At 35.8% G+C, this 17,622-nt stretch carries 16 protein-coding genes; 2 read left to right on the top strand and 14 right to left on the bottom strand.

Translation table 11 applies throughout. The features are described 5' to 3' along the window. The 5 genes from DN393_RS25455 to DN393_RS25435 all read right to left on the bottom strand — a co-directional run bounded on the left by DN393_RS25455 (position 1) and on the right by DN393_RS25435 (position 5,122). Positions 1-1,314: a D-arabinono-1,4-lactone oxidase gene (locus tag DN393_RS25455; RefSeq protein WP_064477070.1), complete on the bottom strand. Its 1,314-nt coding sequence runs from the start codon at positions 1,312-1,314 to the stop codon at positions 1-3. Beyond that, on the bottom strand, positions 1,302-2,474 hold the full coding sequence (locus DN393_RS25450; RefSeq protein WP_064477071.1) for an amino acid deaminase/aldolase: 1,173 nt from the start codon (positions 2,472-2,474) through the stop codon (positions 1,302-1,304). The genes DN393_RS25455 and DN393_RS25450 overlap by 13 nt, the downstream gene beginning before the upstream one ends. Positions 2,475-2,585: 111 nt before the next feature. Next, complete coding sequence (sph, locus tag DN393_RS25445) at positions 2,586-3,587, bottom strand: sphingomyelinase C (RefSeq protein ID WP_064477072.1); 1,002 nt, start codon at positions 3,585-3,587, stop codon at positions 2,586-2,588. Between the two features lie 74 nt (positions 3,588-3,661). Then, positions 3,662-4,513 carry a phospholipase CerA gene (gene cerA, locus DN393_RS25440; protein ID WP_000731009.1) on the bottom strand — a complete coding sequence of 284 codons (852 nt, stop codon included), beginning with the start codon at positions 4,511-4,513 and terminating at the stop codon, positions 3,662-3,664. Positions 4,514-4,777: 264 nt separating this feature from the next. Beyond that, positions 4,778-5,122, bottom strand: coding sequence for a potassium channel family protein (locus DN393_RS25435; protein ID WP_000948235.1), 345 nt, complete (start codon positions 5,120-5,122; stop codon positions 4,778-4,780). Positions 5,123-5,391: 269 nt separating this feature from the next. Between DN393_RS25435 and DN393_RS25430 the strand changes: the two genes are divergently transcribed. Next, positions 5,392-6,270, top strand: coding sequence for a hypothetical protein (locus DN393_RS25430; protein ID WP_149174060.1), 879 nt, complete (start codon positions 5,392-5,394; stop codon positions 6,268-6,270). A gap of 74 nt (positions 6,271-6,344) precedes the next feature. On the opposite strand, the gene DN393_RS25425 is transcribed toward DN393_RS25430, so the two are convergent. Both DN393_RS25425 and bdhA read right to left on the bottom strand, forming a co-directional pair. Continuing rightward, entirely contained in the window at positions 6,345-6,689 is a 345-nt protein-coding gene (locus DN393_RS25425; protein WP_000948235.1) for a potassium channel family protein, read from the bottom strand. 118 nt (positions 6,690-6,807) lie between these two features. Then, entirely contained in the window at positions 6,808-7,860 is a 1,053-nt protein-coding gene (gene bdhA, locus DN393_RS25420) for a (R,R)-butanediol dehydrogenase (RefSeq protein ID WP_000645832.1), read from the bottom strand. A gap of 226 nt (positions 7,861-8,086) precedes the next feature. Here bdhA and DN393_RS25415 point away from each other — a divergent pair, with 226 nt between their 5' ends. After that, positions 8,087-9,265 carry an MFS transporter gene (locus tag DN393_RS25415; protein WP_064477073.1) on the top strand — a complete coding sequence of 393 codons (1,179 nt, stop codon included), beginning with the start codon at positions 8,087-8,089 and terminating at the stop codon, positions 9,263-9,265. Positions 9,266-9,548: 283 nt separating this feature from the next. Here the strand turns inward: DN393_RS25415 and inhA2 are convergent, their stop codons facing one another. The 7 genes from inhA2 to rbsK form a co-directional block, all read right to left on the bottom strand. Continuing rightward, the gene (inhA2, locus tag DN393_RS25410; protein WP_064477074.1) at positions 9,549-11,948 is read right to left on the bottom strand and encodes a M6 family metalloprotease immune inhibitor InhA2; all 2,400 of its coding nucleotides are present in this window, start codon (positions 11,946-11,948) and stop codon (positions 9,549-9,551) included. A gap of 317 nt (positions 11,949-12,265) precedes the next feature. Further along, a complete protein-coding gene (gene fsa / locus DN393_RS25405; RefSeq protein WP_000667669.1) occupies positions 12,266-12,913 on the bottom strand; it encodes a fructose-6-phosphate aldolase in 648 nt (215 codons plus the stop codon). A gap of 34 nt (positions 12,914-12,947) precedes the next feature. After that, positions 12,948-13,874 (bottom strand): ribose ABC transporter substrate-binding protein RbsB, encoded by a 927-nt coding sequence (rbsB, locus tag DN393_RS25400; RefSeq protein ID WP_064477075.1) that lies wholly within the window; start codon positions 13,872-13,874, stop codon positions 12,948-12,950. A 14-nt stretch (positions 13,875-13,888) separates the two neighbouring features. After that, positions 13,889-14,824 carry an ABC transporter permease subunit gene (locus DN393_RS25395; protein WP_001074641.1) on the bottom strand — a complete coding sequence of 312 codons (936 nt, stop codon included), beginning with the start codon at positions 14,822-14,824 and terminating at the stop codon, positions 13,889-13,891. A 2-nt stretch (positions 14,825-14,826) separates the two neighbouring features. Beyond that, positions 14,827-16,311, bottom strand: a complete 1,485-nt coding sequence (gene rbsA / locus DN393_RS25390) for a ribose ABC transporter ATP-binding protein RbsA (RefSeq protein WP_064477164.1) — start codon at positions 16,309-16,311, stop codon at positions 14,827-14,829. A gap of 18 nt (positions 16,312-16,329) precedes the next feature. Then, entirely contained in the window at positions 16,330-16,725 is a 396-nt protein-coding gene (gene rbsD / locus DN393_RS25385) for a D-ribose pyranase (protein WP_098103201.1), read from the bottom strand. Continuing rightward, positions 16,722-17,618 (bottom strand): ribokinase, encoded by an 897-nt coding sequence (rbsK, locus tag DN393_RS25380; protein ID WP_064477077.1) that lies wholly within the window; start codon positions 17,616-17,618, stop codon positions 16,722-16,724. The genes rbsD and rbsK overlap by 4 nt, the downstream gene beginning before the upstream one ends. Positions 17,619-17,622: the final 4 nt, after the last annotated feature.

Raw genomic sequence — 17,622 nt, 5'->3', positions numbered from 1 at the left:
TCAGCTTTTTTTCATAATCGTAAATAATTTTTCTGTGTAAGGATTTGAAAATATTTCTGCTTCATCTAGTAACTTCCTCGCCTTTAGAAACGAATGCATTTCTGGATATATATTTTGTAATTTTTCGTACGTTAACGTATGCATTTTCCCCCAATGCGGGCGTCCTTCATACTTTAGAAAAATTTTCTCTACCTCACCAAAATAAGCAGCATACTTCATACCTTTATACATATGAACAGCAATATACGCTGAATCCCTTCCATACGCTGGACTGAGCCATATATCATCCCTTTTCACATAACGGCATTCAATTGGGAAGTGCACTTTATATTTTTTCTTTTCAATAAGGTTTGAAATCTCTTCTACAACGGCCCGCATATATTTTGAAGGAACACTATACTCCATTTCATAAAATGGAACCGCACGCGATGTAGCAAATACTTCATAACTCGGACCAACTATCTTTGTATTCGGTACAGCTTTAGCCGATAATCGACTTACTCCTTTACTTATAGAAGGAAACCATTTACATCCTTTAGATAACAAAGAGAACATCTTATTTTCAAGCAACTCTACCTTTAGTTTATGCCATTTCAAGTCACTTTTTTTACCCGTTGTTTCGTTTGTAAATTTTACTTGCACTTCATCTGAATAAGGAAAAACGAAAAATTCAAAATGGCGATTCTTCTTATATTCTTCTAGCTTGTTCATTACCGTAGATAATGACTGTTTTTCACTTTTATAAACGAGTGAATAGGCTGGAATAACCTTCAATTTTATTTTTACAATGATACCTAACATTCCAAGCGACAACTGAAAGGCTCTCCAATATTCCACATTCTCAGTTTCCGAACAAACTATACTCTCACCTGTAGATAAAACTGCGGTAATCTCTATAACTTGTGTTGATAAACTTCCAAAGGTAATCCCCGTTCCATGAGTCCCTGTACTAATCGCTCCTGCAATAGATTGTGAATCAATATCCCCTAAATTTTCTTGTGCATAACCTTTTTCTTCAAGTAACTTCCCTAAATCATGTAACTTTGTTCCTGCCCATACTTCGGCAACCATCTTCTCTGCATCAATATCCAAAATACCTTTCAATTTATCTAAAGAAACTAAAATTTCTTCCGTTTGCACAAGAGGTGTAAATGAGTGTCCTGAACCGACAACACGAATTTTCTTCCCTTTTTTTCGAGCAAGCCCTACAACTTCTACTACATCTTGTATACTTTCTGGATACATCGTATAATGCGGCGTTCCTTCTACATTCCCTGTCCAATTTCTCCATTTTTGTCCCTTTATAGAAAGCATTGACCATCCCCCCGATATGTTGAATACTCCCCAACAATCTCTCCTTCTTTCACACGGTATAAAAAAGGAAAACGCTCACATAACTCACCAGCTTTACTATGGCGAAACAAGATAGAATCTCCTATCTCTACTCGTTCCTCACCGTTATAAAAAATCGGTGTTTGCACTTCGCCAGCGCCTTCTAAAGCTAATAGTTTGGCACCATTTGGTCTCCAAATCTCAGGTTCTTTATCTTTACCAATTGCACCTGAGGCAATATATCCACCACCTAGACAAGTGTAAATAGATGGGGCTGGTTTACGCACAACTGGTAAAGCAAATCCGACAGCTGGATGAAATTGCACCTCTTTATAATAATCAAACAGCTTCGGGGCATAAAAAGCAGAACCTATTGTAATCTCCGAAACCGCATTATCTTTCTCGGTTGTTTTTATACTTCCTGTGCCTCCCCCATTTATAAACCTTAGTTCAATACCTAGGTTTTGTATTTCTTTTACGATATGTCCTCTTCTGTCTTTAATTTCTAAAACCGATTTCTTCTTTAAATACGAAATTACTTTACTTTTCACTCGCTGATTCGGTATGTGATCTCCTACCCCAGCAATTTGGGCTTCATATCCCATTACACCATCTAGTATTAAACATGATGATTCTTTCACCCTTTTTACTATTTTCAAAGCACCTTGCACATCTTTTACTGGTGATCTTTTGACCCCAAAATGAAATTGAAAAAAATAACTACTCATATCAATATCCAAACAAACACGAAAACACCCTTTAGATTTCTCAGCAATTTTTTCTAAATAAACAATATGGTCTTCACAATCCACCATACAAGTTATAATGAGCCCTTGCTTTGTTAGCAAACTTATTTCATGTAAAGCTCTTTCATCATAAGCAGGATATCCGAGCAATAAATCATTGAATCCTTGTTCAATTAAAAACAAAGCCTCCCTAGGTGAAAAACACATAATACCTTGAAATCGATCATTTGCAGCTAAAACCTTTCGCATAACCGGAACAGAACGTAACGATTTACTCGCTATACGAATCTTCTTATTTCCACTTAATTCTATAATCGATTGAATATTTCTATCTAAAGACACCTCATCCAAAAATGCACACGGTAATGGAACTTCTTTAAAAATTCCTCTATCCACATTTTTTCTCTCCTCTTCTCTATATGTCTTATACATATTGGAAAGAAAGTTTAAATTTCCTCTTACAAAATAAAAAAGTTTCTTCCTATTTAAGAAGAAACTTTTTTAGGACTACTTCATAGAAATAGTCGCCTCTACTGGATAATGATCAGAATAATCATCATACGTATATTTTTTGAGCCATGATGTAACAGTCCACTGTGGAGATTTCGGTTGTAATACTTTATTCTCTATAAATGATGGATTCGCATGATCTTTACTTGCAATAATATAATCTAAATGTTCAGCAGGGCTATCAGGGAAATTATATTTCGCAATACTGTTTGTCGTCGCATCCCAAGTTGCTGTATGTCCTGTATAAGATGGAATAGAAGCGTGCAATGTTTTGAACATGGATGCGTACTCTGAATCACTATTGTTCTCTGCATTTATTTTGTTCACGTTCATATCACCACCAAATAGAACGTACTCGTTATTTGGTATATTCTTATTTTTTATAAAATCTTGAATTTCTTTTAACTGATTTGTACGTACAGATGCAGGTGAAGTTTTTCCGCACATACTATCTTCAGCCTGCAAATGCGTCCCAATTACATGAACGAAACGATCATTTTTCTTAATTTTCGTGTATACAAATCCTTTATTCGATAAATTATCTGGCCCGCATCCTTTTGCAAATACATATTGAACCTTTTCAACGATCGGCCATTTGCTCACGATTGCAACTCCCCCATCTTCAGGAGTTGAAGATGAATAGCTACCTAACGTTTTATCCCATTCGTTTCCGTTACTACGGCCTAATACCGCTGTTTGATTTGGATATTCTTTCTTCAAATTCCCTAACAAACGATCTGATGCGCTATTATCAAACACTTCATTTAATATAACTACATCCTGATTCTTAATATAATCCGCTGCCCCAATTAAATCAGCACGCTCGCTTTGTCCCCAGTTCGGATATAAGTTTGTTGATAGCATGTACACGTTATGCGTCATCACTTTCAAATTGTTATTTTGATCTGTAGACATCTCTGCCTGAGCTGAAGATCCTCCGTATAAAACTCCTAAACCAATTCCAAAGCTAAGTACACCTTTTAGCAAATTACCTTTCACGTTTCATACCTCCATGTGTATAGTGATAAAAAGGCCAAATACTCTATTATGAGATTTGACCTTTTTTTAAATACTTAACGATCTCCGTACGTATCAAACCAAAGCTGAATGTATCCGGCAGTAACACGTTGTGCATCCATTAATCGCTTACCTGTCATTGGTGTAACTTCAGCGCGCCATTTATCTGCATATTCTTGTGATACAGCTGCTTTTACGAACCAATCTTTCGTATTATCATTTACAATTCCAGAGTAATCTTGTTTCGCTGCTACTGCCGCTCCATGAATCCACTCTTCTGGATTTGTACCTTTCCAGTTCCAATATCCATTTCCATCCGTTACTTTATAATTATCTTTTATCGTATCTACAAAGTTTTCATATTTAGAATGGAATCCTTGTGGGTATGAAAGATTTGTAAAGTTTGCCGCATGCATCGGTTGGTTTACATCTCCTAAATAATGAAGAGATAATCCTAAATAGAAGAATGCTTGTTTCATATCTTTATTTTTGTATGACTCACCAGCTAATTTAAAATATTTAGCCCCAGTTTCTTTTGCCTGCTTTGCAAATGGAATATATGTTTTTCCATTGTCTGGATCATAGAAATGTGAAGCAAATGTGCTATTATCATAATAAGGATTTTCATAGTCAGCAGCGTAAATACCGTTCTCTAACTCTGTACGCCATTCATTTAATTGTGCAACTCGATCTTGTTTTACAAGTGTTGTATTGCGAGACATAATATCAATGGCACGGTTTACAATCCATAAATGAGAGTTTACGCCTTCTTTATGCTTATCTTCAGCAGACCAGCGGTGAACTATTTTTATTTTACTTCCCCCATCATTTTCATGTGCAAATGCAACACTTTGTAATGGCGCTACTAATGTAATAGCTGCTGCTAAAGCAAGTACTTTCTTTTTCATCTGAAATCCTCCATTTTATAATTGAATTATTGTAAACTTTTTGTTAGGATCCTAAGATGTCGTCCGGTTAACCTATGACTAGAATATCCCACCTTTCATGAAATTTCTATCAATAAATTAAAATATGCAAATTTTCATATCATTATAACTTTATACATAGTGAATATAATGAATGAATGCACTTATATTGTAATAAAGTATTGTTAAGCTACTACGAATGATTGTCAAAACTAATGTAAAAAAAGAGTAAAGCATTCACATGCTTTACTCTTTTTTTCTATTCGATAATATACTTGGCAGTTGTACATTAACTGCCAACTTATGAATAAATCCAAACACTAATCCAATCCCAATAAATATGTATAAGATTGTAAATATCTTTCCGAAATCAGTTTGCGGACTAAAATCCCCATCACCGACAGTCGTCAACGTGACCACACTAAAATATAAAGCGTCAAGAGGACGTAATCCTTCAACTGTACTATAAAAAATTGTACCAGATGTTAATGTTAAAAATGTTAATACGAATAATACTTGAAATTCTTTATCTTTCCATGCTCGTAAACAAGCTTTTAGCATTCGTTTCAATGTCAACATAAATGAAAGCATTAGACTTCTCCTTCCAAACAAAATACCTGTAGTTAAAGGAAAGTCTATCACTTTTCTGTATTGAAGAATCTTCACTTTTCCTATGATTCATTTTTTATCAAGAAGTAAGTATTGCTTCATTTTTAGCATAGATATATATAATTCAAAAAACACATATTAGGATATTGAAATAAAACTATTTATATTTTAATATTAATATACATAGTTTTATTTTAGCAGTTTTTTACTATTAGAGACAGAAGTACTATTTTAGGAGAGAGTGAATTAATATGGAGAAAAGTTTTTCAAATTTAATTGCTTCAGATGATAAAGAAATAGTCACTGAGACGATTATGATTAAGGATAATATTTTGAAGTTTAATGATATTACTTTACATTTAAGTAATATAGCAGTTGTATACGCGGGTAAAAAGAAATTAAGAATCCCTTATCTTGCAATAGTTATCTTTTTAATATCTTGCTTCTTTATGTTCCAAATTCCATCGGTTGGATTTATTGGAGGGATTGGATCAGGGCTATATATTTGGTCGGTTTATAAATCATATTTAAGTAATAATTTATATTTGAATTTTCAAATGAACTCAGGTCAGTACTATCGAATTTACTTTTCAGATAAGTCTTTTCTAGAAAAAGCTAAGTCTATTGTAGAAAATTCTTTTAATAATAAAAATATGGAATATATAGTAAAGATAGAAGAGCAGAAAATAGTTTATGGAAATGATTACAAAGTAAATGGAGACAACAATGTTATTGATACTACTATTCAAGAGGGAGCCAATGTGAACTCTCATAATAAAGATAGTTTTAATAAGAGAAATGAAGATAATTCCGTGAAGATTCGAGATATTAAAGATTCTTCAATAAATGGAGCAAATTTTGGTAATAATAATAACCTTAAAACTAATAAAGTAGATAACTATGACTGGAAAGAACTTGGTTCAGAGTTGGAAAAAGTAATAGAAGCTATTAAAATTGATTCTGATGTAAAAGAAGCCAGTATTGAAGCTCTTCATGCTAGCAAGGCGGAAGATAGAGATCTTTTTGAATCAACTATTAAAAAAAGATGTAAAGAATTTTCAACAGAGCTTTTTCGAAATACCGCAGATAAAGTGCTCCAACAGATAGTAAATAAAATCTTGGAGCTATGATAACTATTAATAATTGAAAGTTTTAATAATAAAATTAGTTGTATACGTTTAAAAGAGTAAAGCATCCACATGCTTTACTCTTTTTTTCTATTCGATAATATACTTGGCAGTTGTACATTAACTGCCAACTTATGAATAAATCCAAACACTAATCCAATCCCAATAAATATGTATAAGATTGTAAATATCTTTCCGAAATCAGTTTGCGGACTAAAATCCCCATCACCGACAGTCGTCAACGTGACCACACTAAAATATAAAGCGTCAAGAGGACGTAATCCTTCAACTGTACTATAAAAAATTGTACCAGATGTTAATGTTAAAAATGTTAATACGAATAATACTTGAAATTCTTTATCTTTCCATGCTCGTAAACAAGCTTTTAGCATTCGTTTCAATGTCAACATAAATGAAAGCATTAGACTACCCCTTCCAAACAAAATACCTGTAGTTAAAGGAAAGTCTATCACCTTTCTGTATAGAAAAAAAGTAGCCCTCTTCTATTTCTAGAAAAGGGCTACTTTTTACTATTCTCTATTATTTAGGTGAAACAAGAATTTTCACTTGTGTTTTATCTTTTACAAGTGCTTCAAATCCTTCTTCAACAACTTGATCTACTGTGATTTTTTTCGTAATTAATTTCTCTGCTTGAATTTGGCCAGAGCTAATTAATTTAATAACAGCTGGGAAGATATGACGGTATCCAAGAATACCGATAACTTCTTTTTCTTTTAGTACAAGGTTGTTTGGCGTAATTGTCGCATCTTTTTCCCACACACTAACAATTACAGTTTGTCCTTCAAAGCTTGTACTTTCAATCGCTTGACGAAGTACTACTTCGACACCTGTTACTTCAAAGCTCACATTTACACCTAAACCATTTGTTAAGTTACGAATTTCTGCTAGTACATCTTGAGTAGCTGGATTTAATACATAATCCGCACCTGCTAATTTTGCTAACTCTTGACGTTCTTTAGAAAGTTCTACTGCAATAACAGGAGTTGCTCCTGCTGCTTTAGCTGCTTGAATGACAAGAAGTCCAATTGGACCACAACCAAATACTGCTACAGCTTCCCCTTCTTTTAATTTACTTTGACGTACTGCATGAACTGCTACCGCTGCTGGTTCTACAAGTGCACCTTGTTCATATGTCATTTCATCAGGAATATGGTGGACCATATCTTCTGGTACTACTGTATATTCAGAGAAACCGCCGCCGTCTCCGCCAAGACCGTGGAAAACAAGTTGTTCACAAACATTGTAATGTCCATGTTTACAAGCTTCACATTTACCACAAGAATAAATTGGTTCTACAACGACGCGATCTCCCACTTTATGAGAAGTAACGCCTTCACCGATTTCAACTACCTCACCACTAAACTCATGACCTAAAATAACCGGTGCTTTTACGTGTGTTAATGGGTGCTCTTCTGTTGGAATAAAAATAGGTCCTGCTAAATATTCATGCAAGTCTGTTCCGCAGATACCACACCATTTCACTTTAATCTTAACTGCTCCTGGTCTTACAGTTGGTTCTGGTACTTCTTCTACTCGTACATCGCGTTGATTATGCCAAAGTAATGCTTTCATTTTATACATCCCTCTCTACGTATATACTTAACCTGGTGAAGTTTACAAATCTATTATAATACTTCTATCCATATATTTCAAAAAAACAATATCATTTCCACTAAATTTTAACAAATAACGTTCAATATTTTGTCACTTTGTACTTTTTTCCACATCTGTTAATGCTAATTTCATTGCGGTTGAAATTAGCATTATGCCATAATAGCAGAGGAGAGGTGAATATCGCTTGAAATATTTTATTTACTTTATTGTTATCGTAGCGTTTCTAGATACATTTTCACAATTACCTATTATGAGTACGTTCGCTCAAAGTCTTGGAGGATCTCCTCTTATTATTGGGCTAGTTGTCGGTATGTACTCATTCGCTAATATGATCGGTAATATTATTGCTGGCGCTGCTGTCGATAAATTTGGTGCAAAAAAAATACTTTATATAAGCATGGGACTTACGAGTTTCATAGTCTTGTTATACACCGTTGTTCAAAGTGGTGAACAACTATTAGTTGTGCGCTTTATGCACGGCTTTAGTGACGGATTTTTAATTCCTGCTGCCTTTACGTTTTTATCAAAACAAACAAGTTCAGCAAGACAAGGTAAGGCAATGGCTCTATCTGGTGCTGCTGTTGGAACAGCGGCAATTGTAGGACCTGCTTTCAGTGGAATTATGAAAGCAACTGCTGGTATAGAGTGGGTGTTCATTACCATTTCTATTTTAATGGTCCTTGGTACAATCGTATCTCTATTCTTCTTACCAAATAACGTATCAAGAAAAGATACTTCAAGAACACAAATGATGAACAAAGAAGATATGATTGAACTATTGAAATCAGAACCGTTATTGCAAGCATATATTGGTGCTTTCACGCTAATGTTTTCACAAGGAATTGTCACGTATATGCTACCAGTGAAAGTTGAGGCATTAGCACTTAAAGCATCTACAACAGGCATGATGTTAAGTGTATTCGGCATTACCGCTATCCTCTTCTTCTTGCTGCCAACAAACCGTATTTATGATCGATTTAATCGTTCAAAACTCATGCTAATTGGTATTGCAGTAATGGCATTTGCGTTATCATTACTTGGATTATTCGCAACAAAAGGTATGCTCTTTATCGTTATGATGATTTATGGCATTGGATTTGCTATCCTTTTCCCATCGATAAATGCATTACTTGTTGAAAATACGACAGATAATAAGCGCGGAAAAGCATTCGGATTGTTTTATGCTTTCTTCTCATTAGGAGTTGTTGCTGGATCCTTTACAGTTGGTGTAATCGGGGCATCCCCTAGCGTCAGCTTCGTTATCGGAACTGCATTCTTATTAACATTCGCTGGAATGATTTATGTAAGAAGCAAAATAAAAAGTAAAGCAAAAAGCAAAGTAAAAAAGACAATGATGGGATAACTCCATCATTGTCTTTTTTCGCCTAATCTATATTACTTTTGTATATAAACAAGTAATACTGTAAATAAACTTATGTATAAAGACAATACTACATTTCTCCTTTTACAAAAAAAGTGTATAAATACCGATGATACTTCGACAATTTCCTCGGAAATATTTCCTATCCCCACATAATTTGATACACTACATATGAACAGAAACTTGTATTACATAGGCTAAAATAATAACTTACTGTACAAATTAAAAAGCACATTCTCCATAGGAAGAATGTGCTTTTATATTATTAACGTTTAATCCAAACAGCGCCTGCCGATTTATCGTCTGCCTGTCCAACAACTTGGAATTTAAGTCCAAGGTTTGGAACTTTTCTTCCTGCGTCTGCAATTTGTTTGTTACTATATACTTTTGAATCATCAAAAGTTGTAACACCTTGTAATCCAGAATAGTTAAACTGTCCACGTGTTAATGAGTTTACACTCCATGCTGGTGTTTGATCAAATGAAAATGCAGCGTCTGCAATTTGCATGCCTGTATTACCATACGCTGGTTTCCCGTTTAAATTACCAACAAGTGCTTCTGGATGAGAGTCTACAACACCAAGGAAGCCTTCACCTGGATGCACCCCAACCCAGTTATCTTTAAAGCTATCATCTGCATACCAAACGACAAGACCTGTATTATACACTGGACCTTTTCCTGCTTTTAATCCGTTATCTGACCCCGCATAGTTTCTCCACTCTAGGTAGTAATAATGAGCTTTCTTCTCTGTTCCATCAGAAACAACAAAACCATTTACATTCATTTTAGCCTGTCCTTCTGTATCATCAGAAAATACAACTTGTCCATCAACAGTTACATTTACATTATCCATCGCAAAACCTTTATATGTTACAGCAGGATCTGTAATATAATCGAATTGCAGTTTCACCTTTTTCCCTTTAAATTGACTTAAATCATATGATTTATCCATCCATTTCCCATCTGTTGTATCTTTATCTTCTTGGACTACTTTTTCTCCAAGTCTCTCAATTAATGTTTTCGTTCCATCTTCTGTTACTGCATGTACTTCAACAAAATCACACTCTGCTTCTAACTCATAATTTGCTTTATAATCGAATTTCGCATTTGTTCCTTTTGTTAAATCAATGAATGGTGTTTCTAATGTTGTATGCATATCATCGCCTCTTGTACTATAATATGCATGCTTTCCAAACTCCGGTTTAATCGTTTCAACACTTTTACCTGGTAAGTTAACACGTACAACGCCTGGACGATTGGATTTTGTAACACTTTGATCAATATATGTAGGAACTCCTACTCCACGCTTAATTTTATCGTAATCTACTTCTAAAATTTTTGCCCAGTTGCCACCCATATTCTTTTGTAAGAAGTCTTTATTTTGTGGTGAGAAACTAGTTGGCTCTGTTCCTGCAATTTTCCCTGTCCAACTACCTCCACTCATTAATGACCACGCTTCGACAGGTGAACCAGTTCCAGTATATTTCGTGTCATATTCATCAGGTAAGCCAAGATCATGTCCAAATTCATGCGCAAATACACCTACTGCTCCATCCTCTGGTTCAATTGTATAATCATGCGCCGCTACTTTTCCACCAAAGTAATCTACCTTTGATTTTGTACCTTCAACCGCTACTGGATCTATTGCTAATTTTGAACGATGTGACCAAATTGCATCATCACCTAATTTACCGCCACCAGCTTCTTGACCAACGCCAGCATGGATTACCATTAAATGATCAATTACACCATCAGGTTCATTTTGATTTCCATCACCATTTGTATCATATCTATCAAATTGATCAAATTGAGATAAATCTAGCCCTTTCTCAGCAGCTGCATGTAAAGCTTCTTTCACTAAATCACGTGCGCCTTTTGGCCCTTTATTATCGTGACCACTACTACCATCAGCACCGTAGTCAGACGCTTTTCCTGGAACAGTTAGCCATTCCGTTACATATCCATCCGTCTTATAACTTCCGCCTGATTGCTCTTCATAATATTGTTTAAATGTTTTTACTTTCGAACCATCAAATAATGTGTACGGTTCATTACCAAATAACATTTTTTGATAATGCTCTCTACTAAAGTCATTCGAATACATATACCCTGGTGTTTGATCAATATTATTATGTTTATAATCACTAAATTCAACGAGTAATACTAATACTTTATCAGTTCGAACTGACCCTTTATATGGCGCTTGCTTTGCTTTAGAAGTTGGGACTTGCCCATTCAATTGTTTTTTATTTGGTTCTGGCTTTTGCTCAGGGCTAACATTTTTTTCAGGTTTTTTTACCTTTTCCTTTTCTTCCATTTTTTTCTCTTTTACTTTTTTCACAAAATCAGATGCCTCTTTAGCAGTATCCGCTGGTAGGATTTCTTTATTTGCCTGATCGCCTTGTTTCTTTTCAATATACTTTTCTACAGCCTTTTTCGTCTCTTCTTTAGAAGATGCTGGATTAATTGTTCCTCTTTCTTTCAACGCTTCCGCTAAACGATCTTCTTGAATTAAATTGTAATCAATTGGTGTTGTAGATACATTATCTTTCTCTTTTGCTGGCGTTTCTGCGTATGCTAGCGGAGTACTCATTACAGATGTGCATCCGATAATTGCCGCAATTGCTAAAGATGATAGCACTTTAAATGGCGCTTTTCTTCTCATTCTATTTCTCTCCTTTTATAAAACTTAAAATTCAGATAAATTAGTGCATTTAAATCGAAATCCCTACTTTCTGCCCTCCCTATATAAAAAGGCATAATTCTATAAACGTTAAGCTTTCTGTTATAGAATCATGCCCCTCCAGTTTTCTGGTCAGAACCTCTACCTTTTTATGTCGAAATATGAAAAATAAAAAGTGATTTGATATATATTAAATAGCTTATATAACAAATTTAAAAGACAATATGCAAAATTGCATGAAAATTCTTTTAAATAAAAAAAGAACCCTAGTCAATTAAACTAGGATTCTCGATTTTCTATTATTTCTCTTGTGTTTTTTCCCAATCAGCTAAGAATTTCTCAATTCCTTGATCTGTTAATGGATGTTTCACTAATGAAGCAATTACGTTTGCTGGGATTGTTGCAATATGTGAACCGTTTAATGCTGCTTCTGTTACGTGAACACTGTGACGTACAGATGCTGCAATGATTTCTGTTTCAATGCCGTGAATTGCAAAGATTTCTGCGATTTGGCGAATTAAGTCCATACCGTTATGACCGATATCGTCTAAGCGACCTAAGAATGGTGAAACGTATGTTGCACCAGCACGAGCTGCAAGTAATGCTTGAACTGCTGAGAATACTAATGTAACGTTTGTACGAATTCCTAAGTCAGAGAATGCTTTTACTGCTTTTAAACCTTCTGTTGTCATTGGAACTTTTACAACAACGTTTGGAGCAATTTTCGCTAATTCTTTTCCTTCTTCAATCATTTTATCAGCTTCTAAGCTAATTACTTCTGCGCTTACAGGTCCTTCTATAAAGCTGCAAATTTCACGAATACGCTCGTGGAAATCTACGCCTTCTTTTGCTACAAGTGATGGGTTTGTCGTTACTCCAGCTACTACGCCTAATGCATTTGCCTCTTTAATTTCATTAATGTTTGCTGTATCAATAAAGAATTTCATTTATTATTCTTCCTTCCTAATTTTCATTTTATATTTATTTATTTTTCTTAATAAGCTCTAATTCAATCGGAATAGATTTGTCCACTTTTTTACCTTGCGTGATCTCTTTTGCTGTTTGCATCGCCTTCTCTCCGATTAATTCCGGTTTTTGAGCAACTGTTGCAGCCATACGCCCATCTTTAACCGCTTTTACAGCATCTTCTGTCGCATCAAACCCAACAACGACTACATCCGTTTTTCCAGCAGATTTCAATGCTTCAAGTGCACCTAATGCCATCTCGTCGTTATGCGCAAACACAGCTTTAATATCACCATTTGCTTGTAAAATGTTTTCCATAACAGATAATCCTTTTGCTCTATCAAAATCAGCCGCTTGTTTGGCAACTACTTTTAAAGATTTATCAGCTACGTTATGGAATCCTTTCCCACGTTCACGAGCAGCAGAAGACCCAGGGATTCCTTCTAACTCAGCAACGTTTGCTCCCCCGCCAACTAATTCACGAATGTAATCACTGGCCATTTGACCACCTTCGATATTATTAGAGGCAATGTGAGAAACAACCTTACCTGAATTCGCAACGCGGTCTACTGTAATAACAGGAACATTTGCTGCATTTGCCGCACTTACTGCTGAAGCAACAGCATCTGAATCGGTCGGATTAATAACAACTACATCGACACCTTTTTGAATTAAATCCTCAACATCGTTCGTTTGCTTTGCTGCATCATTTTGTGCATCAACAGCAATCAATTCAATACCGCTTGCTTTCGCTTGCTTTTCTGCACCCTTTTTCAAAGTTACAAAAAATGGATTATTTAAAGTTGAAACAGAGAATCCAACTTTAATAGTTTTATTTCGACCTTTATCGCTAGAATCCTTTGCCCATTCTGGTGGTTCCATTGAACAACCAGCAGTAATGACCATAATACATGCAACGAGTATAAGTAACCATTTCTTCATGAACTTTCCCTCCATTACGCTTCTTTTCGACGATCAATTAATACAGCTAGTAAGATTACAAGCCCTTTTACAACTTGTTGGAAGAAAGAAGATACACCTAATAAATTTAAACCATTATTTAGTACACCGATAATTAGTACACCGATGAATGTACCAACAATCCATCCTCTTCCCCCAGAAAGACTTGTTCCACCTAATACAACTGCTGCAATTGCATCTAATTCGTAAGAAGTACCTGCAGTTGGCTGTGCAGAATCTAGTCGTGATGTTAAGACAATACCTGCAAGCGCTGCCAAAATTCCGGAAAGACCGTAAATCATTACTTTAATTCTCGTAACATTAATACCTGATAGTGCTGCTGCTTCTTCATTTCCACCAATTGCAAATGTACGGCGACCAAATGTCGTTTTCTTCAAAATGAAGTACAGTACTGCGAAAGCGATCATCATTGTAACAGCTGGTACCGGAATACCAAGAAAATAACCGCGGCCAAACATTTGGAACATTAAATGATCACCAAGACCAGTGATCGGACGTCCGTCCATATAAACAAGCGTCAACCCACGAAAAATAGTCATTGTTGCTAAAGTTGCAATAAATGGAGCTACTTTTCCCTTCGCTATGATGATACCGTTTACAATTCCCATTACAAGACCAGCTAATAATCCAACTGCCATCGCAAGAAACGGGTCCATGCCACTTGCCATCATTCCAGCAACAAGTGCACTTGATAATGCTAAAATAGAACCTACCGATAAGTCAATACCCCCTGTTAAAATTACAAAGGTCATTCCGAATGCAATAAGCGCATTAATCGATACTTGACGCAGTATATTAAATAAATTTGGAATTTCAATAAATGCTGGATTTAAAGCTGTAATTACTACAATAATTAATACTAGTCCAATTAAAGACCCAAGTTGTTGTAATACATTCCCCTTCTTAGCCATCCTTACTCTCCCCCTGTAGCTAGTGCCATAATAGACTCTTGTGATGCCTCATCTTTCTCTAAAATGCCGCCGACTTTTCCTTCATGAATAACAAGAACACGATCACTCATCCCTAAAACTTCTGGAAGCTCAGATGATACCATAATAACGGCATCTCCTTGCTCAGTAAGCTTATTCATGATAGAGTAAATTTCTTTTTTCGCTCCAACATCAACACCTCTTGTTGGCTCATCTAAAATAAGTAACTGCGGGTGGATACCTAGCCATTTCGCGATTACAATCTTTTGCTGATTTCCACCAGAAAGAGATTTCACCGCTTGCTCTCCACTAGATGCTTTCACATTAAGTAGCTTCATCATATCCGCTGTAAACTGTTGTTCTAGTTCGTTACTAAGGACACTTCCCTTTGAAAGACTTTCTAAATTCGGTAAAGCTAAATTTTCTCGGATTGAGAAATCTAAAACTAACCCTTCAGATTTTCTATCCTCTGTAATGAAAGCTATTCTTTGTCTAATCGCATCTATCGGACTATCAATCTTTACTTCTTGTCCATTAATAAAAATTTGGCCAGAATCTAAAGGTTCGTATCCAAATATCGCTTTCATAATATCTGTACGGCCAGCTCCCATCAAGCCAGCAACACCAAGGATTTCACCTTTTCTAATTTGAAACGAAACATTTTCAAACTTCCCTTTTTTCGTTCCGTTACGCATTTCAAAAATAACATCACCAATTTGACTATTTCGCTCCGGGTAACGTTCACCAATGCTGCGCCCCACCATCATACTCACTACTTCATCAAACGATGTTTCCGGAATTAATCTCTTTCCTACGTATTCCCCATCACGTAAAATCGTAATGGCATCACATATTGAAAAGATTTCTTCCATTCGGTGTGAGATATAAACGAACGAAACGCCTTCTTTACGTAATTTATTAATGACAGTAAACAACGTTTCAATTTCACGATCTGTTAATGCAGCTGTCGGTTCATCCATAATAATAACGCTCGCGTTTGTCATTAACGCTTTCGCAATTTCGATAATTTGCTGTTGTCCAACCGATAACTCTCCTGCCAACATAGCACCTTTTACATGTAACCCTAACTCCGCTAGTTGCTGCTGCGCAATCGCGTTCATTTGACGCGTACGTAAAATACCTGTCTTCCCATACATTAACTCTTTACCGAGAAACATATTTTCAGCTACTGTTAAATTCGATAATATGTTCAATTCTTGATGTATAAATGCAATACCGTACTCTTCAGCTTCTTTCGCATTTTTAAAAGTTCGTTCTTGTCCATCAATCGTGATGGTTCCACCATCTTTTTTGTATACACCTGTTAAAATTTTCATAAGCGTTGATTTGCCCGCTCCATTTTCCCCCATCAATGCATGGACTTCCCCTGTTTCAATCATAAACTGTGCATTCTTCAAAACAGGATTACCATTGAACGCCTTTGAAATATTTTTCATTTCAATACGCATTCCCATCACTTCCCTTTATTAAAAAATCACGCCTGCATGTAAAATTACATTGGCATAAGGCGTAGCCTCTCCTGTACGAATAATCGCCTTCGCTTTCTTCGTGTGCTCTTTAAATTGTTCATGCGATACATATTCAAATGCTGGTCCTATTAATTTCAGCTCGATTTCTTTATTTACTTCCGCATTATTGTTAATGATTTCTTCTGCTAACGTTACTTTTTCAATTGCCATATCATCAGCTACCACTTGCAATACGTCTAAAAAGCTAGGTTTTCCAATCTCAACTGCTAAATCAATTCGTTTTACTCCGTGAGGAATTGGTAACCCGCAGTCTGCGATTACAATTGTATCTGTATGCCCAAGTGAAGCAAGGACTGATGCAATCTCACTGTTTAATACACCGTGCTTTTTCATCCGACAATCACCTGCACTTCACGTACTCTATCTCTCGTTGGCATACCGCCCTGTGCTCCAAGTTTCGTTACAGAAAGGCCACCAGCAATATTCGCAAAACGAATTGCTTTTTGAAGTGTTTCTCCTTCAGAAAGCGCAACTGCTAATGCACCATTGAATGTATCACCAGCTCCAGTCGTATCTACTACATCAACAGCGATGCTAGGAACATGCACAATCTCCGTACCATTATGGAAACGAACACCTTTAGAACCTTCTGTCATCAATAGTTTATTTGGATATTTAGCCAGTAAATCTTCAATTGGTGATGTGAAATCATCTAATACGATGCGGCACTCATGTTCATTTGGCGTAATATAAGTTGCCTTTTTTAAAATATCTTCTGATAACACTTGTGCTGGCGCTGGATTTAACATAACTGGAATATTATGCTCCTCACAAATAGCCAATACATATTTTACTGTTTCAAGTGGAATCTCTAGTTGAAGAACAACCATATCTGCTTTTATAAGAAGATCTTTTGAACGATCTACAACCGACTCATTTACATGAGCATTCGCCCCTTGCACGACAACAATACTGTTATCCTCTTCTGCTAAAACGATATGAGCAATTCCTGTCGCCGCATCTGTAACCGGTACCACATAGTCGATAAAAACGCGTTCGTTCTCTAAATTGCTCCTAACTACAGTTCCATAATTATCGTTTCCAACTGCTCCAACCATTGCTACATTTGCGCCTAATCTAGCTGCAGCAACCGCTTGGTTTGCCCCTTTCCCTCCCGGGATTGTATGAAATGCTTCACCAATTACTGTTTCTCCTGCTTTCGGACGTTTTTTTGAAACAGCCACTAAGTCCATTGAAATACTACCTACTACTGCAATATTTGGCATCTGT

The organism is Bacillus sp. BPN334, assembly GCF_008368885.1.
Lineage (GTDB): Bacteria > Bacillota > Bacilli > Bacillales > Bacillaceae_G > Bacillus_A > Bacillus_A wiedmannii.
The sequence above is the reverse complement of the archived record's forward strand: the minus strand, read 5'-3'. Positions and strand labels throughout refer to the sequence as shown.